At 48.0% G+C, this 16,498-nt stretch carries 21 protein-coding genes; 17 read left to right on the forward strand and 4 right to left on the reverse strand.

The window, feature by feature from the left end:
- Positions 1-101: 101 nt before the first annotated feature.
- Positions 102-635, forward strand: coding sequence for a hypothetical protein (locus tag DW965_RS19825; protein WP_227093459.1), 534 nt, complete (start codon positions 102-104; stop codon positions 633-635).
- A gap of 155 nt (positions 636-790) precedes the next feature.
- On the forward strand, positions 791-1,054 hold the full coding sequence (locus DW965_RS19830) for a hypothetical protein (RefSeq protein ID WP_227093461.1): 264 nt from the start codon (positions 791-793) through the stop codon (positions 1,052-1,054).
- Between the two features lie 38 nt (positions 1,055-1,092).
- On the opposite strand, the gene DW965_RS22495 is transcribed toward DW965_RS19830, so the two are convergent.
- Positions 1,093-1,167, reverse strand: coding sequence for a DUF6783 domain-containing protein (locus tag DW965_RS22495; RefSeq protein WP_373141018.1), 75 nt, complete (start codon positions 1,165-1,167; stop codon positions 1,093-1,095).
- A gap of 51 nt (positions 1,168-1,218) precedes the next feature.
- Here DW965_RS22495 and DW965_RS21040 point away from each other — a divergent pair, with 51 nt between their 5' ends.
- From DW965_RS21040 to DW965_RS06950, 5 genes are all read left to right on the forward strand, one after another.
- Positions 1,219-1,863, forward strand: coding sequence for a fused MFS/spermidine synthase (locus DW965_RS21040; protein ID WP_330420978.1), 645 nt, complete (start codon positions 1,219-1,221; stop codon positions 1,861-1,863).
- A complete protein-coding gene (locus DW965_RS21045; RefSeq protein WP_330420979.1) occupies positions 1,860-2,213 on the forward strand; it encodes a hypothetical protein in 354 nt (117 codons plus the stop codon). Before DW965_RS21040 ends, DW965_RS21045 begins: the two co-directional genes overlap by 4 nt.
- Positions 2,174-2,824, forward strand: a complete 651-nt coding sequence (locus DW965_RS21050; RefSeq protein ID WP_330420980.1) for a fused MFS/spermidine synthase — start codon at positions 2,174-2,176, stop codon at positions 2,822-2,824. The genes DW965_RS21045 and DW965_RS21050 overlap by 40 nt, the downstream gene beginning before the upstream one ends.
- A gap of 144 nt (positions 2,825-2,968) precedes the next feature.
- Positions 2,969-4,192 (forward strand): M28 family metallopeptidase, encoded by a 1,224-nt coding sequence (locus DW965_RS06945; protein ID WP_055227880.1) that lies wholly within the window; start codon positions 2,969-2,971, stop codon positions 4,190-4,192.
- A gap of 78 nt (positions 4,193-4,270) precedes the next feature.
- Positions 4,271-4,765 carry a GNAT family N-acetyltransferase gene (locus DW965_RS06950; RefSeq protein WP_055267834.1) on the forward strand — a complete coding sequence of 165 codons (495 nt, stop codon included), beginning with the start codon at positions 4,271-4,273 and terminating at the stop codon, positions 4,763-4,765.
- Here the strand turns inward: DW965_RS06950 and DW965_RS19835 are convergent.
- A complete protein-coding gene (locus DW965_RS19835; RefSeq protein ID WP_243036475.1) occupies positions 4,734-5,210 on the reverse strand; it encodes a LysR family transcriptional regulator substrate-binding protein in 477 nt (158 codons plus the stop codon). The two genes, DW965_RS06950 and DW965_RS19835, sit on opposite strands and share 32 nt — an antisense overlap.
- Positions 5,092-5,619: a LysR family transcriptional regulator gene (locus DW965_RS19840; RefSeq protein ID WP_243036470.1), complete on the reverse strand. Its 528-nt coding sequence runs from the start codon at positions 5,617-5,619 to the stop codon at positions 5,092-5,094. The genes DW965_RS19835 and DW965_RS19840 overlap by 119 nt, the downstream gene beginning before the upstream one ends.
- A 123-nt stretch (positions 5,620-5,742) precedes the next feature.
- Here DW965_RS19840 and DW965_RS06960 point away from each other — a divergent pair, with 123 nt between their 5' ends.
- From DW965_RS06960 to DW965_RS06975, 4 genes are all read left to right on the forward strand, one after another.
- On the forward strand, positions 5,743-7,110 hold the full coding sequence (locus tag DW965_RS06960) for an MATE family efflux transporter (protein ID WP_117508978.1): 1,368 nt from the start codon (positions 5,743-5,745) through the stop codon (positions 7,108-7,110).
- A 114-nt stretch (positions 7,111-7,224) separates the two neighbouring features.
- Positions 7,225-7,509, forward strand: a complete 285-nt coding sequence (locus tag DW965_RS06965; RefSeq protein WP_117508977.1) for a hypothetical protein — start codon at positions 7,225-7,227, stop codon at positions 7,507-7,509.
- A gap of 88 nt (positions 7,510-7,597) precedes the next feature.
- Positions 7,598-8,443 carry a S8 family peptidase gene (locus DW965_RS06970; protein ID WP_117508976.1) on the forward strand — a complete coding sequence of 282 codons (846 nt, stop codon included), beginning with the start codon at positions 7,598-7,600 and terminating at the stop codon, positions 8,441-8,443.
- Positions 8,444-8,608: 165 nt separating this feature from the next.
- Complete coding sequence (locus DW965_RS06975; RefSeq protein WP_055217983.1) at positions 8,609-9,811, forward strand: NADP-dependent isocitrate dehydrogenase; 1,203 nt, start codon at positions 8,609-8,611, stop codon at positions 9,809-9,811.
- Between the two features lie 99 nt (positions 9,812-9,910).
- Here the strand turns inward: DW965_RS06975 and DW965_RS06980 are convergent, their stop codons facing one another.
- Positions 9,911-11,836, reverse strand: a complete 1,926-nt coding sequence (locus DW965_RS06980) for an ABC-F family ATP-binding cassette domain-containing protein (protein WP_117508975.1) — start codon at positions 11,834-11,836, stop codon at positions 9,911-9,913.
- Between the two features lie 154 nt (positions 11,837-11,990).
- Between DW965_RS06980 and DW965_RS06985 the strand changes: the two genes are divergently transcribed.
- From DW965_RS06985 to DW965_RS07005, 6 genes are all read left to right on the forward strand, one after another.
- The gene (locus tag DW965_RS06985) at positions 11,991-12,647 is read left to right on the forward strand and encodes a redox-sensing transcriptional repressor Rex (RefSeq protein ID WP_022462574.1); all 657 of its coding nucleotides are present in this window, start codon (positions 11,991-11,993) and stop codon (positions 12,645-12,647) included.
- Positions 12,648-12,736: 89 nt separating this feature from the next.
- Positions 12,737-14,245, forward strand: coding sequence for a bifunctional ADP-dependent NAD(P)H-hydrate dehydratase/NAD(P)H-hydrate epimerase (locus DW965_RS06990; protein WP_022462573.1), 1,509 nt, complete (start codon positions 12,737-12,739; stop codon positions 14,243-14,245).
- A gap of 63 nt (positions 14,246-14,308) precedes the next feature.
- Entirely contained in the window at positions 14,309-14,431 is a 123-nt protein-coding gene (locus tag DW965_RS20390) for a hypothetical protein (protein WP_256372849.1), read from the forward strand.
- Positions 14,432-14,437: 6 nt separating this feature from the next.
- The gene (locus DW965_RS06995) at positions 14,438-14,785 is read left to right on the forward strand and encodes a type II toxin-antitoxin system PemK/MazF family toxin (protein ID WP_022462572.1); all 348 of its coding nucleotides are present in this window, start codon (positions 14,438-14,440) and stop codon (positions 14,783-14,785) included.
- Positions 14,786-14,922: 137 nt separating this feature from the next.
- Entirely contained in the window at positions 14,923-15,651 is a 729-nt protein-coding gene (locus DW965_RS07000; RefSeq protein ID WP_022462571.1) for a YebC/PmpR family DNA-binding transcriptional regulator, read from the forward strand.
- Between the two features lie 83 nt (positions 15,652-15,734).
- Positions 15,735-16,394 carry a ClpP family protease gene (locus DW965_RS07005; protein ID WP_022462570.1) on the forward strand — a complete coding sequence of 220 codons (660 nt, stop codon included), beginning with the start codon at positions 15,735-15,737 and terminating at the stop codon, positions 16,392-16,394.
- The last annotated feature ends 104 nt before the right edge of the window (positions 16,395-16,498 follow it).

Here is a 16,498-nt window from a genome sequence, read left to right on the forward strand (position 1 = left end):
AAGAATAAACGGAAAGGTTATGACTGAAAAAAAACGAGACTTCTTATGGAGGTCTCGTTTTGCTATGATTAAAAATAGTAAAAAAAGGAGGAATTCACATTATGACAAAAAGAAAAATAATGCTGATTACGGTTTGCTTTGCTATTTTTGCTATATCGCTTCTGCTATCCAGACAGTTTTTTAAAAGCGCTGGAAAAAGGAATATGGATGTTCCGGCAGCGGGATCTGAACAGATAGAGGATTCAAAGGATACAGAAGAAATGACAGAGCTGGAAGAAACAGAAAGAACAGCAGCATCAGAAGGGGCAGCAGAACCGGAAAAAGTGGAAAATGTTACCATAGGAAGTGAGAAATACCGGGGATTTATCCTGGATTGTGTCCTGCATTCGGAGCAGGAGGGGGATATTCATTATAATGTATATATTCCGGATTCTTATGACGGAACAAAAGAATATGCATTATATGTAACACTGCCCGGCTATCAGGGACTGTACTTTCAAGGTGTGGGGGAAAATATCAGGACAGAGGATTTTGGTTTTGAGGCACAAAAATACAATTCGGAGATAATTATCGTAGCACCGCAGTTAAATGACTGGGGTGAGACATCCGCGGATCAGGCAATCGAGCTGACGTAGTATCTTCTTGAGAATTATAAGATCAATCCGGAAAAGTATATAGTAACGGCTATTCCGGCGGAGGAGAAACGCTGGCGCTGATCCTGGGAAAAAAGCCGGAACTGTTTACTGCAGCGCTCATGTGCAGCTCCAAATGGGATGGAGTATATGAACCGGTGACAGAGGCAAAAACACCGGTCTATTTTGTGATTGGCGAAAGTGATGAATATTATGGATCAGAACCGTTTAAAGAAGCGTATCAGATTTTATATGAGCTGTATGCAGAGCAGGGTTTAGCAAAATCCGAAATAGACAATTTGCTGGTACTGGATATAAAAGAGAAAAATTACTTTGCAGGAACGAAAGTGACTTATCAGCACGGAGGCGGTTATCTGTTCTGTCGGGATGAAAAAATTATGGGATGGCTGTTTGGACATTAAGAGTCATGGAAAAATATATTGCAAAATTCCAAAGAAGTCTATAGTATGATAGTAGAGCGCGTTTGAAAAATCATTTCCGCATTCTGTGCGTTCCATTTTGCGGTATGTTTCACTCTTTTGCCGGCATGATGGCAGCAAAAAGATAAAATAAAAAAGGAGTCGACATGGAAAGAAAAAATCGTGGCATCTTAAAAAACAAGTTATTTTTGTATCTGACAGAATTTTTTTCCGGAATGTCTGTGATGGCGGTAGAACTTGGTGCGAGCAGGCTGCTTGCCCCGTATTTTAGTTCTTCACAGATTGTATGGACGATCATCATCGGAACCATCATGATTGCTATGGCACTGGGAAATATCTATGGAGGCAGAACGGCGGACAAGTCGCCCAATCCGGACAAGCTCTATGGACGTATCATCGTAGCTGCTTTATGGATTGCGTTAATTCCCGTGGTCGGAAAATATATCATTGTTGGCATTTCTGCGGTTCTGATTTTTTCCGTAAATAACAATTTTCTGATCCTGGCTGCGTTTGTGGCCTGTATGGTAATTTTTGTGTTCCCGTTATTTTTACTGGGTACGGTAACTCCGTCGCTGGTCAAATATTCGGTGAGCAATCTGGATGATAACGGAAAAACGGTGGGAACACTGGGAGCATTCAATACGATCGGCAGCATTATTGGTACCTTTGTGCCGACGTTTGTTACGATCCCTGCGGTTGGAACATCGATCACTTTTCTGATCTTTGCGGGAATTTTACTTGCGTTATCCATCGTGTATTTTGTGATGGAAAAGCAGGGAAAAAGAAAGTGATTGCATCGGTACTTATTTTCGCGTTCTGCTGTGGAACAGGTTATTCCGATTCCTTCGCATTCTGGGAAAACAACCTGACATATGAGGGAGAGTCTGTATACAACTATCTTCAGGTGTACGAAAATGATGAGAGAGTAGCATTGTCTACCAATGTTCTGTTTGGCGTACAGTCTGTCTATATGAAGCAGGATGAACTGACCGGAATGTACTATGATTATGCGATGGCGGCGCCGCTTATGCTCAAAGACAAGCCGACAGATCAGATGGATGTGCTGATCCTTGGCATGGGTACGGGAACCTACGCCACACAGTGCAGGAAATATTTTGGGGACATGAATATCGAGGCGTAGAAATTGATGAGAAGATCACGGATCTCTCTCGGAAATATTTCTCACTCTCAGAGGATGTTCCGGTGACTACTTACGATGGAAGAGCGTTTTTAAACGCCTCGCAGAAAGCATATGATGTGATTATGGTTGATGCATATCAGGACATCACAATTCCATTCCAGATGTCCTCGAAAGAGTTCTTTGCGCTGGTGAAATCGCATCTGAAGGACGATGGCGTCATGGTGGTAAATATGAATATGCGAGGAACGAAAGAGGGAAACATCAATCAGTACCTTTCAGATACGATTGGAAGTGTCTTTACTACCGAGGTTATCGTCGATGTGGCGGGATCATCCAACCGGGAACTCTTTGCGTCGGACGATCCGGACATCGGAAAGAATCTGACGAAGCATACAGGCGAACTTACAAATGCAAATCTGAAAAATATGATGCAGGAAGTTGCTTCAAATCTTACAGAATATCAAAAAGGAAATTATATCCTCACAGATGACCAGGCGCCGGTGGAACTGCTTGGCATGCAGGTGATCGATGAATTGATTAAAGATGAGGTCCAATACTATAAAGATATCTATAAAGAACGGGGAATCAAAGGGTTGATGGAGTCTCTCTGATATTTGGGCGCAACATGGAAAAGCGTAAATCATGAAAATCTGGCTTGCGCTTACAAATGGGATTTCGATTTTGGTTATGAGCAAGTAGCGAAAGCGGATTGCGAATATCCGCTTGACTAAAGGAAGAAAGGGAAGGTAAATATAATGAAATTACAATCTATTTTTGACCAGACAGATTTTGTGCATGCAAGCGGCACAAAAGAAGAATTGCAGGTTGCAAATTATTTAAAGGAGCAGTGCGAGACATTAGGAGTCCCGGCAGAACTGGAAAGTTTCCGCGTTGCAATGGGCGAAATCGAAGAGGCACATTTGTATGCAGACGGGATGGGAATTCCATGCAAAGCGCTCACATGCTGCGGAAGCGGAAGCGTGGAAGGCGAACTCTACTATATGCCGGGAACCGATCCGGTTTCCGTTGCCGGTGCAAAAGATAAAATTGTGCTGATGGATACGCAGGGAATCGGATTTTTTGCGTACCAGGATTTGATGAAAGCAGGCGCGAAAGCGATTCTGTTCCAATATGGAAACAGCTATTACCCACATACAGACATTGATCAGAGAGATCTTCGGGAAGCCGTTGTCGGAGAGGAAAAGAAAGTGCTCTGCGCTATGATTCACTCCGCACAGGCAGTAGAACTTGTGAAAAATAAAGTAAAACAGATCCGTCTGGAAATCCGGCAGAAGGAATACGATGGAGAATCCCATAATGTGATTGCAGAATTGCCGGGAAAAAGAGAAGAATGGATCGTTTTAAGCGCGCATTATGATACGACATCGCTTTCGCATGGTGCATATGACAACATGAGCGGATGCGCAGGGCTTCTTGGAATCATGGAGCAGATGAAAGGGAAAGAGCTGAATTATGGTCTTCGGTTTGTATTCTGCGGAAGCGAAGAAAGAGGACTTTTAGGATCAAAAGCGTATGTCAGAGATCATGAAAAAGAACTGAGACAAACAGTACTGAACATCAATCTGGACATGATCGGAACGTATATGGGAAAATTTATCGCCTGTGTATCGGCAGAAGAAAAGCTTACCCATTACATCAGCTATATGGCTGCAGAAGTTGGATTTCCAATTGCGGCAGAAAACGGCGTCTATTCCAGTGATTCCACACCATTTGCCGATCATGGGGTTCCGGCTGTTTCGTTTGCGCGTATTGCCAACGGAAATGTCGCCCCGATTCACTGCCGCTACGATGTCAAAGATGTGATGTCGATGGAGCAGCTGCAAAAAGATATTGATTTCCTGACAGTATTTACCGGAAGATTCGCAAACGCAGCGGTCTGCCCGGTGGCAAGAGAAATACCGGAAACGATTCGGAAACAATTGGATGAATATTTGTTTCGCAAGAGAAAAGAAGCCTGATATACTTCGATCACGGATATGAGCAGCGAGACGAATTGCAAATAGGAAAAAGAACGACAGTGGCAGGAGAGAGAAACCATGAAAAAAATAGAACTGGTAGAAATCAGGCAGGTAAACGATGCCCTTGCAGAAATGGTTGCGCTGTTTCGAGTAGAACTGCGTTCCTATAAAGGAATTGCATCAAAACCGAACGTGGAAGACGGACGGGAAGAAATGAAGGAATACCTTTTAGCAGGATTTCCAGTGTTTGCCGCCACGGTGCATGGCGAATACGCAGGTTATGTTGTCTGTCGTATTGAGAGCGAGGTGGTGTGGGTGGAATCCATCTTTGTCAGAGAAGAGTACCGCCGGCAGGGAGTTGCTGCCGCACTGCATGGCAAGGCAGAAGAAATTGCAGCTTCTTATGGAAACGATACGGTTTACAACTATGTCCATCCCAATAACCACAGGATGATTGAATTTTTGGGAAAGCGTGGTTACACCGTTCTGAATCTAATTGAGATTCGTAAACCGTATCTGAATGAAAAACTGACGCAGACGATTACGGTTGGGGAACATGAATTTGATTATTGAGGGAGTCATTTTCATCCCACAATTCCAGAAAAGCCCGAAGTTCAGACGGAAGGCGCCCCTTGCGCCAGGCAAGCAGGATTTCGGTTGTAAGGTCTGCATCTGTGATGGTGCAGGCCTTTAATTTATGGGTAAGATTCAGCATGGAGGCCGGCAGAAGAGCGATGCCAAGGCCTTTTTCTGCCATTGTCATTGCCGTGCGGGCGTCCTCGCAGGTGAGATAGATATCGCAGAACAGACCCGCCTGCTCGAAAGCGGAGAGCATGTATTTCCGGTAGCGGTTCGACAGAATCAGCGGCTGCTCGGCAAGTTCCGTAAGCGAAAGGGTTTCACGCCCGGCAAAAAGCGGGTGAGAAGGGAGTGCCATGGCGGTGATGCTCTCTTTTAAAAGGGTCTTCGTCTCGCAACCATTTAAAACGATTGGCGTGCGGAGCGTGGTGAGATCCACCATGTGATTTTCGAGCTGGTCTTTTAAAGCAAAGGTAGAACTCGTGGACATCAAAATGGATGTGCGGGTATTTCCGGGAAAATCGCAGGAGATAGTCGGCGAGCAGCGAAACGGTGGATGGCGTCATGCCGATGTGGAGTGTCGCAGACTGACTGGATTTTACGACTTCGCGCCTGGTGAGATCCGCAAGCATCAGAAGCGTTCCTGCCTGTTCATACAGTGTTTTTCCTGCCTCGGTCAGGGTGATTTTCTTTGTACCGCGGATGAGAAGAGGCACCTGAAGCTCTTCCTCCAGCATTTTGATCTGATAACTTAACGGCGGCTGTGTCATATGCAGCACCCGTGCCGCCCCGCTGATGGTTCCCGCGTCCACGATGGCGCGGAAGTATTCGAGTTGTCGAAGTTCCATAAAAATCCTCCTGAAAAAACTATATAAAAATTATTCAATTTCAATATAAAAACAATAATTTACATATAGAATACGCCATGCTATACTGAAAAGCAAGTGAAAAAGAAGGGAATGAGGGAACAAATGAAACGAATTGATTTCGAACATGGAACCGTAACCGGAAACATCTTCGGGGCAGCGCTCCCGATGCTGGTTGCTCAGATTTTGAGTCTGCTGTACAATATTGTAGACCGCGTCTACATCGCGCGGATCCCGGAGGTAGGAACGGCGGCACTCGGTGCAGTCGGTCTGTGCTTTCCGCTGATCGTTATCATCACAGCATTCAGCAACTTGTTTGGAAGCGGCGGCGCTCCGCTGTTTTCGATTGAGAGTGGAAAGAATGATCAAAAAAAGGCGGAACGTATTATGAATACGTCGTATTCCATGGTATGTGTCTGTGCTGTCATACTGATGGTGATCGGCTTTTTGTTTGCTCGTCCACTGCTGTCGCTGTTCGGTGCATCGGCAGATGCGATGGTATACGCGTATCCTTATATGATGATTTATCTGATCGGAACTTTGCCGTCGATGGTGGCAACCGGCATGAACCCGTTCATCAACGCGCAGGGCTATTCGACCGTTGGCATGCTTTCCGTCACGATCGGAGCGGTCGCAAACCTGCTGCTTGACCCGCTGTTTATCTTTGTATTTGGTTTTGGTGTGCAGGGGGCTGCGATTGCAACTGTGATTTCCCAGACACTTTCCGCCGTGTTCGTTCTGTATTTCCTGACCCGGAAATCGGAACTGAAAGTGCGCTTTGTGCGGAAAGATGAAATTTCTGAGTGTGCAGGCTATGCGAAAAATATTGTCAGTCTCGGTACCGCCGGATTTATCATGCAGCTGACCAACAGCCTTGTCACGATCTGCTGCAACAATGTACTTTCTGTGACCGGCGGTGATATTTACATCTCTGTTATGACGATCGTATCGAGCGTGCGTCAGCTCGTCGAGACACCGATCTATGCAATGAATGAGGGAACTTCTCCAATTTTGAGCTATAATTACGGTGCACGCCGTCCGGCCCGCGTGCGCAAGGCGATGTGTGTCATGAGTGCGATGATCCTCGGCTATACCGCAGTGATGTGGAGCGTGATTGTTCTGGCGCCGCATGCGCTGATCGGTATTTTCAGTTCGGATGCGGTACTGACCGCAGATGCGGTTCCGGCTCTGAAGCAGTACTTTGCAGCATTCATTTTCATGGATCTGCAGTACATTGGACAGACCGTATTCAAATCTCTGAATAAAAAGAAACAGGCGATCTTTTTCTCCCTGCTCCGAAAAGTCTTCATTGTTGTACCGCTCACCTATCTGATGCCGTACGTACTCCACATGGGAACGGACGGTGTCTTCCTTGCCGAACCGGTATCAAACGTAATCGGCGGAAGTCTCTGCTTTATCACCATGCTGATTCTGGTTCTGCCGGAATTGAAGCGAATGGAGCAGCAGAAGTAATGTTTTTGAAAAGTTTCTGAAAAAAGGACAGGAAGATCTTTACCGAAACGGTTTTGGCAGATATCTTCCTGTTTTTTATTGCCATACATACAATATGATGCCTCGGACAATCTGATGCGCATTGGAGTCCCGGCGCTCCGCATTCTGGCAGTGGCCTATCTGCTTTCGATTCCAGGCCTGATCTATCAGGCGGCGTTGCAGGGACTTTCCCTTGGAAAAGAAAGTATGTACATATCCATGACACGCCAGGCGATTCTGCCGCTGGTGTTTGCATTTCTTCTCAAAGGATTTGGAAACCTGAATCTGATATGGGGCGCCTTTGTCCTGGCTGAGCTCTGCGGCATCCCGCTTGCAGCAGCTCTCTGGAAACGGAAAGGGGAAAAGCAGATTCAGTTTTAAGTATAGAAAAGAAAAACAAAAAGGCTGTTCTTTGCGAAAGGCAGCCTTTTTTGCATACCATAAGATAAGAATACACAGGGGCTTATGGATGAAAGAGCAGGAAAATCTGACAGGAAAAGGAATTACAGCCGCCGTGCTGGATACAGGGATTTTTCCCCATATGGATTTTGACGGCCGGATTGTAGCCTTCCGGGATCTTGTGTACGGGCGGGAGACGCCTTACGATGACAATGGACACGGAACGCATGTCTGTGGTATCCTTGGCGGAAGTGGAAGAGCGTCCGGCGGAAAATACCAGGGTGCGGCACCGGGATGCCGGTTTGTCGTAGTGAAGATTCTGGACCGAAGGGGAAATGGAAGAAAGCAGGATATCCTCGCGGCGATTGACTGGGTGTGCAAAGAGCGAATAAGACTTAATATCCGCATTTTAAATATTTCAGTGGGAACAACAGAGCAGGAAAAAACGGTGGATGATCTGCTAGTACAGGCGGTGGAGCGCGCCTGGGATGACGGGATCACTGTTGTGACAGCGGCCGGAAATCTGGGGCCCGCTCCGGGCAGTATTACGGCGCCGGGGAACAGCAGAAAAGTGATCACCGTGGGAGCGGGCGATCTGCTGGAGCCAAGAAGAGGAATCTCCGGATGCGGCCCGACACGGGACTGCGTCTGCAAACCGGATCTTGTCGCGCCTGGAAAACGTCTCATTTCCTGCGCGCCTGGAAGAAGCAGGAAGGAATATGTGGTGAAGAGCGGCACCTCGATGGCGGCACCGCGGGTGTCCGGAGCCGTGGCTTTGGCACTTGAACGGGTTCCGGATCTTACAAATGTCCAGGCGAAAATGCTGCTTTGCGAATCGGCGAGAGACCTTGGCCTTCCGCGCAACCGTCAGGGGCATGGGATGCTTCAAACAGACCGTTTTCTGTCTCTTCTGTGAGACACTGTGCGGCAGCATAAAAAAAGAAAAATGAAGGAAAACACCTCTCATCCTGCAAAAATTGTGTGAATTTATGGGAAAATGCCAAAAAATCAGGCGAATTTTGACTTGACAAGCTATAGGATACTTTATACAATAAACGTGAATAGAAAAAGGAGGCCTACTATGGAAAAAATTCAGATGACCACTCCTCTGGTAGAGATGGATGGAGATGAGATGACCAGAATTCTCTGGAAAATGATCAAAGATGAGCTGCTTCTCCCGTTTATTGACCTGAAAACGGAATATTACGATCTGGGACTGGAACACAGAAACGAGACGAACGATCAGGTAACCGTAGATTCCGCAAACGCTACCAAGAAATACGGTGTAGCAGTCAAATGTGCCACCATTACGCCGAATGCAGCGCGTATGACCGAGTACAATCTGAAAGAAATGTGGAAGAGCCCGAACGGAACGATCCGTGCCATGCTCGACGGAACCGTTTTCCGTACCCCGATTGTCGTAAAAGGCATCGAGCCGTGCGTGCGCAACTGGAAAAAACCGATCACGATTGCCCGTCATGCATACGGAGATGTCTATAAAAATGCAGAAATGCGCATTCCGGGACCGGGAAAAGCAGAGCTGGTTTATACGGCTGAGGACGGCACCGAGACAAGAGAGCTGATCCACAACTTCACCGGCGCCGGTGTCATTCAGGGCATGCACAATCTGGATAACTCCATAGAAAGCTTTGCGAGAAGCTGTTTCGAGTACGCACTGTCCACGAAACAGGATCTGTGGTTTGCAAGCAAGGATACGATTTCCAAGAAGTATGATCACCGCTTCAAGGATATCTTCCAGGAGATCTTCGATGCAGAGTACAAAGAGAAATTTGCAGAAGCAGGCATTACCTACTTCTACACTCTGATCGACGACGCCGTTGCCCGCATCATGAAAGCAGAGGGCGGCTTTATCTGGGCCTGCAAGAACTACGACGGCGATGTCATGAGCGACATGGTATCCTCCGCCTTCGGTTCCCTTGCGATGATGACTTCTGTTCTCGTATCCCCGCACGGATATTACGAGTACGAGGCTGCGCACGGAACCGTACAGCGCCACTATTACCGTCACTTAAAAGGTGAGGAGACATCCACCAACTCCGTGGCCACCATTTTTGCATGGACCGGCGCACTCAGAAAACGCGGGGAAATGGATGGAAACGCAGAACTTTCCGCATTTGCAGACCGTCTGGAAAAAGCAACGATCGCAACGATCGAGAGTGGAAAAATGACAAAAGACCTTGCGCTGATCACCACCATGGAAAATCCGACCGTATTAAACAGCCGTGATTTCATCCTGGCCATCCGCGAGGAGCTGGAGAAATAATTAAACGAAGCAAAAAAGAAAGCCGATCCGGCATTCCCGCAAAAAGGGATGCGCCGGACCGGCTTTTTCTGTTTTGAATTTTTCCGGGGAAAACCAGGTCTATTCGGCAAGCTCTTCCCATTTTTCATACAGCTCTTCGAGTTCCGCGGCAATCTCTGCTTTCTCTTTGCTTAATTTCACACACTCTGCCACATTCGTTGCGACTTCCGGTTTCGACATTTCCTCATCAATTTCCGAATCGCGTGTCTCAAGCTCTTCAATTCGTTTCTCCGTCTTTTTCAGCTCGTTTTCTTTCTTGCGGAGACGTGCCTGTTCTTCTTTCTGCGCTTTCCAGTCCAGCTTTGTGGAGGAGGCTTCGGAAGGAGCCGCTGTTTCTTCCGGAGCGGCGGCATCGGCAGCAGGAGCATAGATGCGGGTCAGCTCTTCTTTTTTCTCCAGATAGTAATCGTAATTTCCGATATAGTTGACGAGTGTCTGTCCCGTCAGCTCCAGAATCCGGGTTGCGGTCTGGTTAATAAAATAACGATCGTGGGAGACATATAGCACCGTTCCGGTGTAGTCCTTCAGTGCATTTTCCAGAATCTCTTTAGAGACGATATCGAGGTGGTTGGTCGGCTCGTCGAGGATCAGGAAGTTGGCGTTCGAGAGCATCAGCTTGGCAAGGGAAATTCGTCCGCGCTCACCGCCGCTCAAGGTATGAATCGGTTGGAAGACATCGTCGTTTGTAAACAGGAAGGCGGCCAGCACATTTCGGATTTCGGTGTTTGTCAGATATGGATACGCGTCGGAAATCTCCTGGAAAATGGTCTTTTCCATGTGGAGCACCTGATGCTCCTGATCGTAGTAACCGATCTGTACACGGCTTCCAAGTGTAAAAGAGCCGGCATCCGGGCGGATGACTTCGTTTAAGATCTTTAAGATCGTCGTTTTTCCCGTTCCGTTGTTTCCGATGATTGCCACGCGCTCGCCGCGCTTGATTTCGAAATTCAGATCCTGGAAAAGCGTCTGTCCCGGGAAGGCTTTGGAGAGGTGCTCGACGGTCAGCACATCGTTTCCGCTTGTGATGCGCGGTTCCAGACGGATCCGCATATCGGAGCGTACTTCGGTCGGCTTTTCCAGCACATCCATTTTGTCCAGCATTTTTTCACGGCTCTCGGCGCGTTTGATGGATTTCTCGCGGTTGAAAGATTTCAGCTTTGCAATGACTTCTTCCTGATGGTGGATTTCCTGCTGCTGGTTGACCCAGGCATGGTAAGCGGCTTCACGGAGCATTGCTTTTTTCTGACTGTAGGCGGTATAGTTTCCCTCAAAAGTTGTTACTTTTTTATTGTCCACTTCAACGACTTTTGTGACAACGCGGTCGAGAAAGTAACGGTCATGGGAGACGATCAGGACGGCTCCGCTGTAATTTAAAAGATACGTTTCGAGCCAGGAGATCGAGTCCATATCGAGGTGGTTGGTCGGCTCGTCGAGCAGAATGATGTCCGGTTTGGTAAGCAGCAGTTTACCAAGTGCCACGCGGGTCTTCTGACCGCCGGAGAGGGAGTCCACCTGTTTTTCAAAATCGCTCTCGGAAAAGCCAAGACCTTTTAAAACACCGACGACTTCACTGCGGTACGCGTATCCGTTTTCCAGTTCAAAGGTATGGGAGAGGCGGGTGTAGGTGGAAAGAAGTTCATCCAGCTCTGCACCGGATTTTGTATTCATATCACTTTCCATCTGACGGAGGCGTTCCTCCATATCGATCAGATTCTGTTTCGCGGTCAGCACTTCCTGGTAAATGGAAAGGTGTCCGGTCAGATCCTGATGCTGGGCGAGATAGCCCATCGTCTTTCCTTTGGAGAGGATGACCTCTCCCTCATCGGCCCTCATTTCGCCGATGATGATTTTTAACAGCGTCGATTTTCCAGCACCGTTGATGCCGACCAGTGCGGCTTTTTCGCGTTCTTCTATATGAAAAGATGCATTTTTGATAATTTCCGTTGTCCCGAATGCTTTCGAGATATTCTGACATGCAAGAATCATGTGGTTCCTCCAGATAACATATTTCTGTATTTTGACATAACACACCATCCTTATTATAGAGAGTAATACACAAAATTTCAAGAAATCTTTGACAATTTTCTATCAACCATATATAATATGAATATATGCAGGTGTAAATAAGGAGGAATTTATCTTGGAAGAAAAAGGAATTTCGCGGGCAGTTATCAAAAGACTTCCTAGATATTATCGTTACCTGGGCGAATTGCTGGAGGACGGAGTAGAACGGATCTCTTCCGGTGAGCTGAGCGAGCGGATGAAAGTGACAGCTTCCCAGATTCGCCAGGACTTAAATAATTTCGGCGGCTTTGGCCAGCAGGGGTATGGTTATAACGTGCGGTATCTGTACAGCGAGATTGGAAAAATCTTAGGTCTGGACAGAGTCCACAATATGATTTTTGTCGGAGCCGGAAATCTGGGACAGGCGCTTGCCAATTATGCGGCCTTTGAAAGAAGCGGATTCAAAACGGTCGGTATTTTTGACGTCAACCCGGTATTAAAAGGAATCTCCGTGCGCGGAATTGAAATCCGCATGGCGGACGAGCTTCCGGAATTTATCAAGGAACACCATGTAGAGATTGCGGCTTTGACACTGCCAAAAGCAAAAGCGGTAGAGATGGCAGAGATTCTCGTGGACAACGGTGTAAAAGCAATCTGGAATTTTGCACATACCGATCTAAACTTAAAACTTCCGAAAGATGTGATCGTCGAGAACGTCCATCTTTCCGAAAGTCTGATGCGTCTCTCCTACAATCTGACCAGATATGAGGCGGAGCATCCAAAGAACAATTAAGAAACCAAAACAAAAGCAGGAGAGTCTTCGGGAAACCGGAGACTTTTTCTGTTCACTTTCCGGATAAGGAAGGAAAAGGAGGAAAAGCGATGAAACGGATTCTTACAGCAGCACAGATGAAGCAGGCAGACCGCAATACGATCGAAACCATGGGGGTACCGTCCCTGGTACTGATGGAGCGCGCAGCGCTGTCCTGCGTGGAGGAGCTTCAAAATGGAACATGGGATACAGGAAAAGTCCTTGCTGTGTGCGGTCCCGGAAATAATGGAGGGGACGGTGCGGCAATTGCACGGATTTTAAAGACGAAAGGGGTGGATGCGGAACTGTTCTGTCTTGGAAATCCGGAAAAATACAGTGAAGGCATGAGAGCACAGAAGAAAATTGCGGAAAATTATGGGGTCCGTGAGGTTAAGAATCCGGATTTCCGGGAATATACTGTTATCATAGATGCCATCTTTGGAATTGGCGTATCCCGTCCGCTGGCAGGGGAGTACCGGAGGGCAGTGGAAGCAATCTGCGCAAGCGGTGTTCCTGTTCTTGCCGTGGACATCCCTTCGGGGATCCACACGGATACCGGAGAGGTCCTTGATGCGGCGGTGAAAGCCAGAGCCACGGTGACATTTGCCTGTGCAAAGCCAGGGCTTCTCTTTGATCCCGGAAAACGATATGCCGGAGAGGTCCTGGTCCGTGATATCGGAATCGGCTTTGATGCAGGAGAAGAGGAGACGCCCTGGTACGGTTCAGTGGAAAAAGAAGATCTGGACCGGTTTCTTACCCGCACGCCGATGGGAAATAAGGGAACCTTCGGAAAGGTGCTGGTACTTGCCGGTTCCGGTGCCATGTGCGGAGCCGCTGTTTTGTGTGCCAGGGCAGTCCTTGCATCCGGTGCCGGCATGGTAAAGGTTGTGACAGAGGAAAGAAACCGTACGCCGCTTTTCTGTGCCCTGCCGGAAGCAATGGCGGATTTCTGGAAGGAGGATGAGCCGCTTCCGGAAGAAGCCCTGCTGCAGGATCTCGCCTGGGCGGACGCTGTTGTTGCGGGACCGGGACTTTCCAAAAGCCGGACGGCAAAAGAACTGCTCGTTTTTACGGTGCAGCACACAGAAGTTCCTCTTGTTCTGGATGCAGATGCGCTGAACCTGATTGCAGAAGATGCAGAGATTCTTTCGGGCTGCCGGGCAGAAAAAATTTTAACGCCTCATGTAGGAGAGCTTGCACGGCTGCTGCACATGACCATTGCAGAATGCCAGCGTGACCCGGCAGGAAGCGCCGGAAGGGCAGCCGAAAAATACCAGGCCTGCTGTGTACGAAAGGATTCCGTAACCGTGACAGCAGAGGAAGGGCGTGAGCAGTATTACATAAACACAAGCGGAAGCAGTGCGCTTGCGACGGCGGGAAGCGGCGATGTGCTCGCGGGAATCACAGGCGCCTTTGCAGCAAAACGTCAGTGTGAAAAAAACGAGAAAAAAATCAGCCTTGCCAAAACAGCGGCACTGGCGGCATATGCGCATGGAAAGGCGGGAGAGGCTGCGGAAGAAAAAAGCAGTGCTTCCTATGTAACAGCATCCGAGATTATCAGAGGATTGCAGTCAATCTGAGCAAAGCAGATCAGAATCACGGGTTCCCAAAAAAACTCCGGGCGGACTTTTTTGAAGCGCCGGATGAAATTTGTGAATACCTCCGGAAAAACAGGCAATATTAAATACATGGAAACGATTTTAAAAGGCGTAAAACGCCGGATCGTTATCGTATGGGAAAGCAAAACGGAAAGAATCGGAGAGTGAGCACAAGTGGTAATCAAGCGTGGCGATGTATATTATGCCGACCTGCGGCCCGTTGTGGGAAGTGAGCAGGGCGGTGTCCGTCCGGTGCTGATCATTCAGAATGACATCGGCAACCGGCACAGTCCGACGGTGATCTGTGCGGCGATTACATCGAGGATGAATAAGGCGAAGCTGCCGACGCACATTGAGATCGAAGCGTCCGCCTATGGGATTGTACGGGATTCTGTTATTTTACTGGAACAGCTTCGGACGATCGATAAGAGAAGGCTGAAAGATAAAATCTGTCATCTGACGCCGGAACAGCTGGCCCTTGTGAACGAAGCACTGAAAATCAGCCTGGATCTGCCTACATAAGGGGTATTTTTGGCGCGGTTCACGGTTGACGAATGAGAAAGATCGTGCTATATTCTATATTATATGGGCTTCTGCCGTTTTTCGGGGAAACCTTTTTACAGAAAAGTAATACTTTAAATAAAGGAGACAAAAGAGGTATGTCAGGACATTCAAAATTTGCCAATATTAAGCATAAGAAAGAAAAAAACGACGCAAAAAAAGGTAAAATCTTTACCATCATCGGCCGTGAGATCGTAATCGCTGTCAAAGAGGGCGGACCGGATCCGGCAAACAACAGCAAGCTGCGTGACGTTATCGCAAAAGCAAAAGCAAACAACATGCCGAACGATACCATCGACCGCGGTATTAAAAAAGCTGCCGGAGATGCAAACGCAGACAACTACGAGCGTATCACCTACGAAGGTTATGGCCCGAATGGTATCGCGATCATCGTAGAGACTCTGACCGACAACAAGAACCGTACCGCAGCAAACGTAAGAAGCGCTTTCACCAAAGGAAACGGAAGCGTTGGAACACCGGGATGCGTATCCTACATGTTCGACAAAAAAGGCCAGATCATCATCGACAAAGAAGAGTGCGAAATGGATGCTGACGATCTGATGATGCTTGCTCTGGATGCAGGCGCAGAAGACTTCGCAGACGAAGAGGACAGCTACGAAATCATTACCGATCCGGATGACTTCTCCGCAGTACGTGAGGCTCTGGAGAAAGACGGTATCGCCATGGCAGAGGCAGACGTTACCATGATCCCACAGACCTACGTAGAGCTGACCGATCCGCAGGCATTAAAAGATCTGAACCGTACCCTGGATCTGCTGGATGACGACGACGACGTACAGTACGTATACACCAATCTGGACGAGTAATTTCGCTGGAAATTACATAGAATCATAAGAATCTGCGCATACTGATGAAGCTATTTTGGAATAGCAGAAAAGAGGAAATCCGTATGGCAGAATCACAGAAAAACCAGACAGAAAAAGAAAATATTGTAGAACTGAAGACCAACATTTATCTGCTGTCCATCATCGGCGAGGTGGAGGGGCATGAATCACTCGGCGAGCGCACGAAAGCGACGCGCTATGAGCACATTCTCCCTGCTCTTGCCCGTGCCGAGGAGGACAAAAGTATTGATGGTCTTCTGATTCTCCTGAATACCGTAGGCGGAGATGTGGAGGCCGGTCTTGCAATTGCAGAGATGATTGCGTCCATGCGAAAGCCTGCGGTATCGCTCGTTTTAGGGGGTGGTCATTCGATCGGTGTCCCGCTCGCCGTTGCAGCAGACTATTCGCTGATCGTGCCGAGTGCCACCATGGTCATTCACCCGGTGCGTACAAACGGCATGTTCATCGGTGTTGCACAGACGTACCGTAATATGGAAAAGACGCAGGATCGGATCACAGGTTTTGTATCGGCCCATTCTAAAATCACCAAGGAACGGCTCGAGGAGCTGATGCTCGATACGAAAATGCTGGTCAAGGATGTCGGAACAATGCTGGACGGCCCGCAGGCAGTGGAAGAAGGCCTGATCGACGAGGTCGGCGGCATTGCCCGCGCGCTCGAAAAGCTGAATGAGCTGATGAAAAAGGCAGCAGGGACAGAAAATTGACTTCACGGCGCGGCTTGTGTTTCAGGGGATTTTGTGTTAGAATGAGTTCGCTGTGAAAATTCGAACGGAAGTTTTGTCCGGACTTTCACAAAAGAGAAAAATAA

This window comes from Blautia sp. AM47-4 (assembly GCF_003479865.1).
In the GTDB taxonomy this organism is placed as follows: domain Bacteria; phylum Bacillota; class Clostridia; order Lachnospirales; family Lachnospiraceae; genus Fusicatenibacter; species Fusicatenibacter saccharivorans.

What these genes read in the sequence shown, in the direction of transcription:
- DW965_RS06970 (WP_117508976.1), top strand. Translation starts at nt 7,598, where the DNA reads ATGAAAGAGCAGGAAAATCTGACAGGAAAAGGAATTACAGCCGCCGTG.
- DW965_RS19825 (WP_227093459.1), top strand. Translation starts at nt 102, where the DNA reads ATGACAAAAAGAAAAATAATGCTGATTACGGTTTGCTTTGCTATTTTT.
- DW965_RS06950 (WP_055267834.1), top strand. Translation starts at nt 4,271, where the DNA reads ATGAAAAAAATAGAACTGGTAGAAATCAGGCAGGTAAACGATGCCCTT.
- DW965_RS20390 (WP_256372849.1), top strand. Translation starts at nt 14,309, where the DNA reads ATGAAATTTGTGAATACCTCCGGAAAAACAGGCAATATTAAATACATG.
- DW965_RS06990 (WP_022462573.1), top strand. Translation starts at nt 12,737, where the DNA reads ATGAAACGGATTCTTACAGCAGCACAGATGAAGCAGGCAGACCGCAAT.
- DW965_RS06975 (WP_055217983.1), top strand. Translation starts at nt 8,609, where the DNA reads ATGGAAAAAATTCAGATGACCACTCCTCTGGTAGAGATGGATGGAGAT.
- DW965_RS06945 (WP_055227880.1), top strand. Translation starts at nt 2,969, where the DNA reads ATGAAATTACAATCTATTTTTGACCAGACAGATTTTGTGCATGCAAGC.
- DW965_RS06960 (WP_117508978.1), top strand. Translation starts at nt 5,743, where the DNA reads ATGAAACGAATTGATTTCGAACATGGAACCGTAACCGGAAACATCTTC.
- DW965_RS19840 (WP_243036470.1), bottom strand. Translation starts at nt 5,619, where the DNA reads ATGGAACTTCGACAACTCGAATACTTCCGCGCCATCGTGGACGCGGGA.
- DW965_RS07000 (WP_022462571.1), top strand. Translation starts at nt 14,923, where the DNA reads ATGTCAGGACATTCAAAATTTGCCAATATTAAGCATAAGAAAGAAAAA.
- DW965_RS21040 (WP_330420978.1), top strand. Translation starts at nt 1,219, where the DNA reads ATGGAAAGAAAAAATCGTGGCATCTTAAAAAACAAGTTATTTTTGTAT.
- DW965_RS06965 (WP_117508977.1), top strand. Translation starts at nt 7,225, where the DNA reads ATGCGCATTGGAGTCCCGGCGCTCCGCATTCTGGCAGTGGCCTATCTG.
- DW965_RS07005 (WP_022462570.1), top strand. Translation starts at nt 15,735, where the DNA reads ATGGCAGAATCACAGAAAAACCAGACAGAAAAAGAAAATATTGTAGAA.
- DW965_RS06980 (WP_117508975.1), bottom strand. Translation starts at nt 11,836, where the DNA reads ATGATTCTTGCATGTCAGAATATCTCGAAAGCATTCGGGACAACGGAA.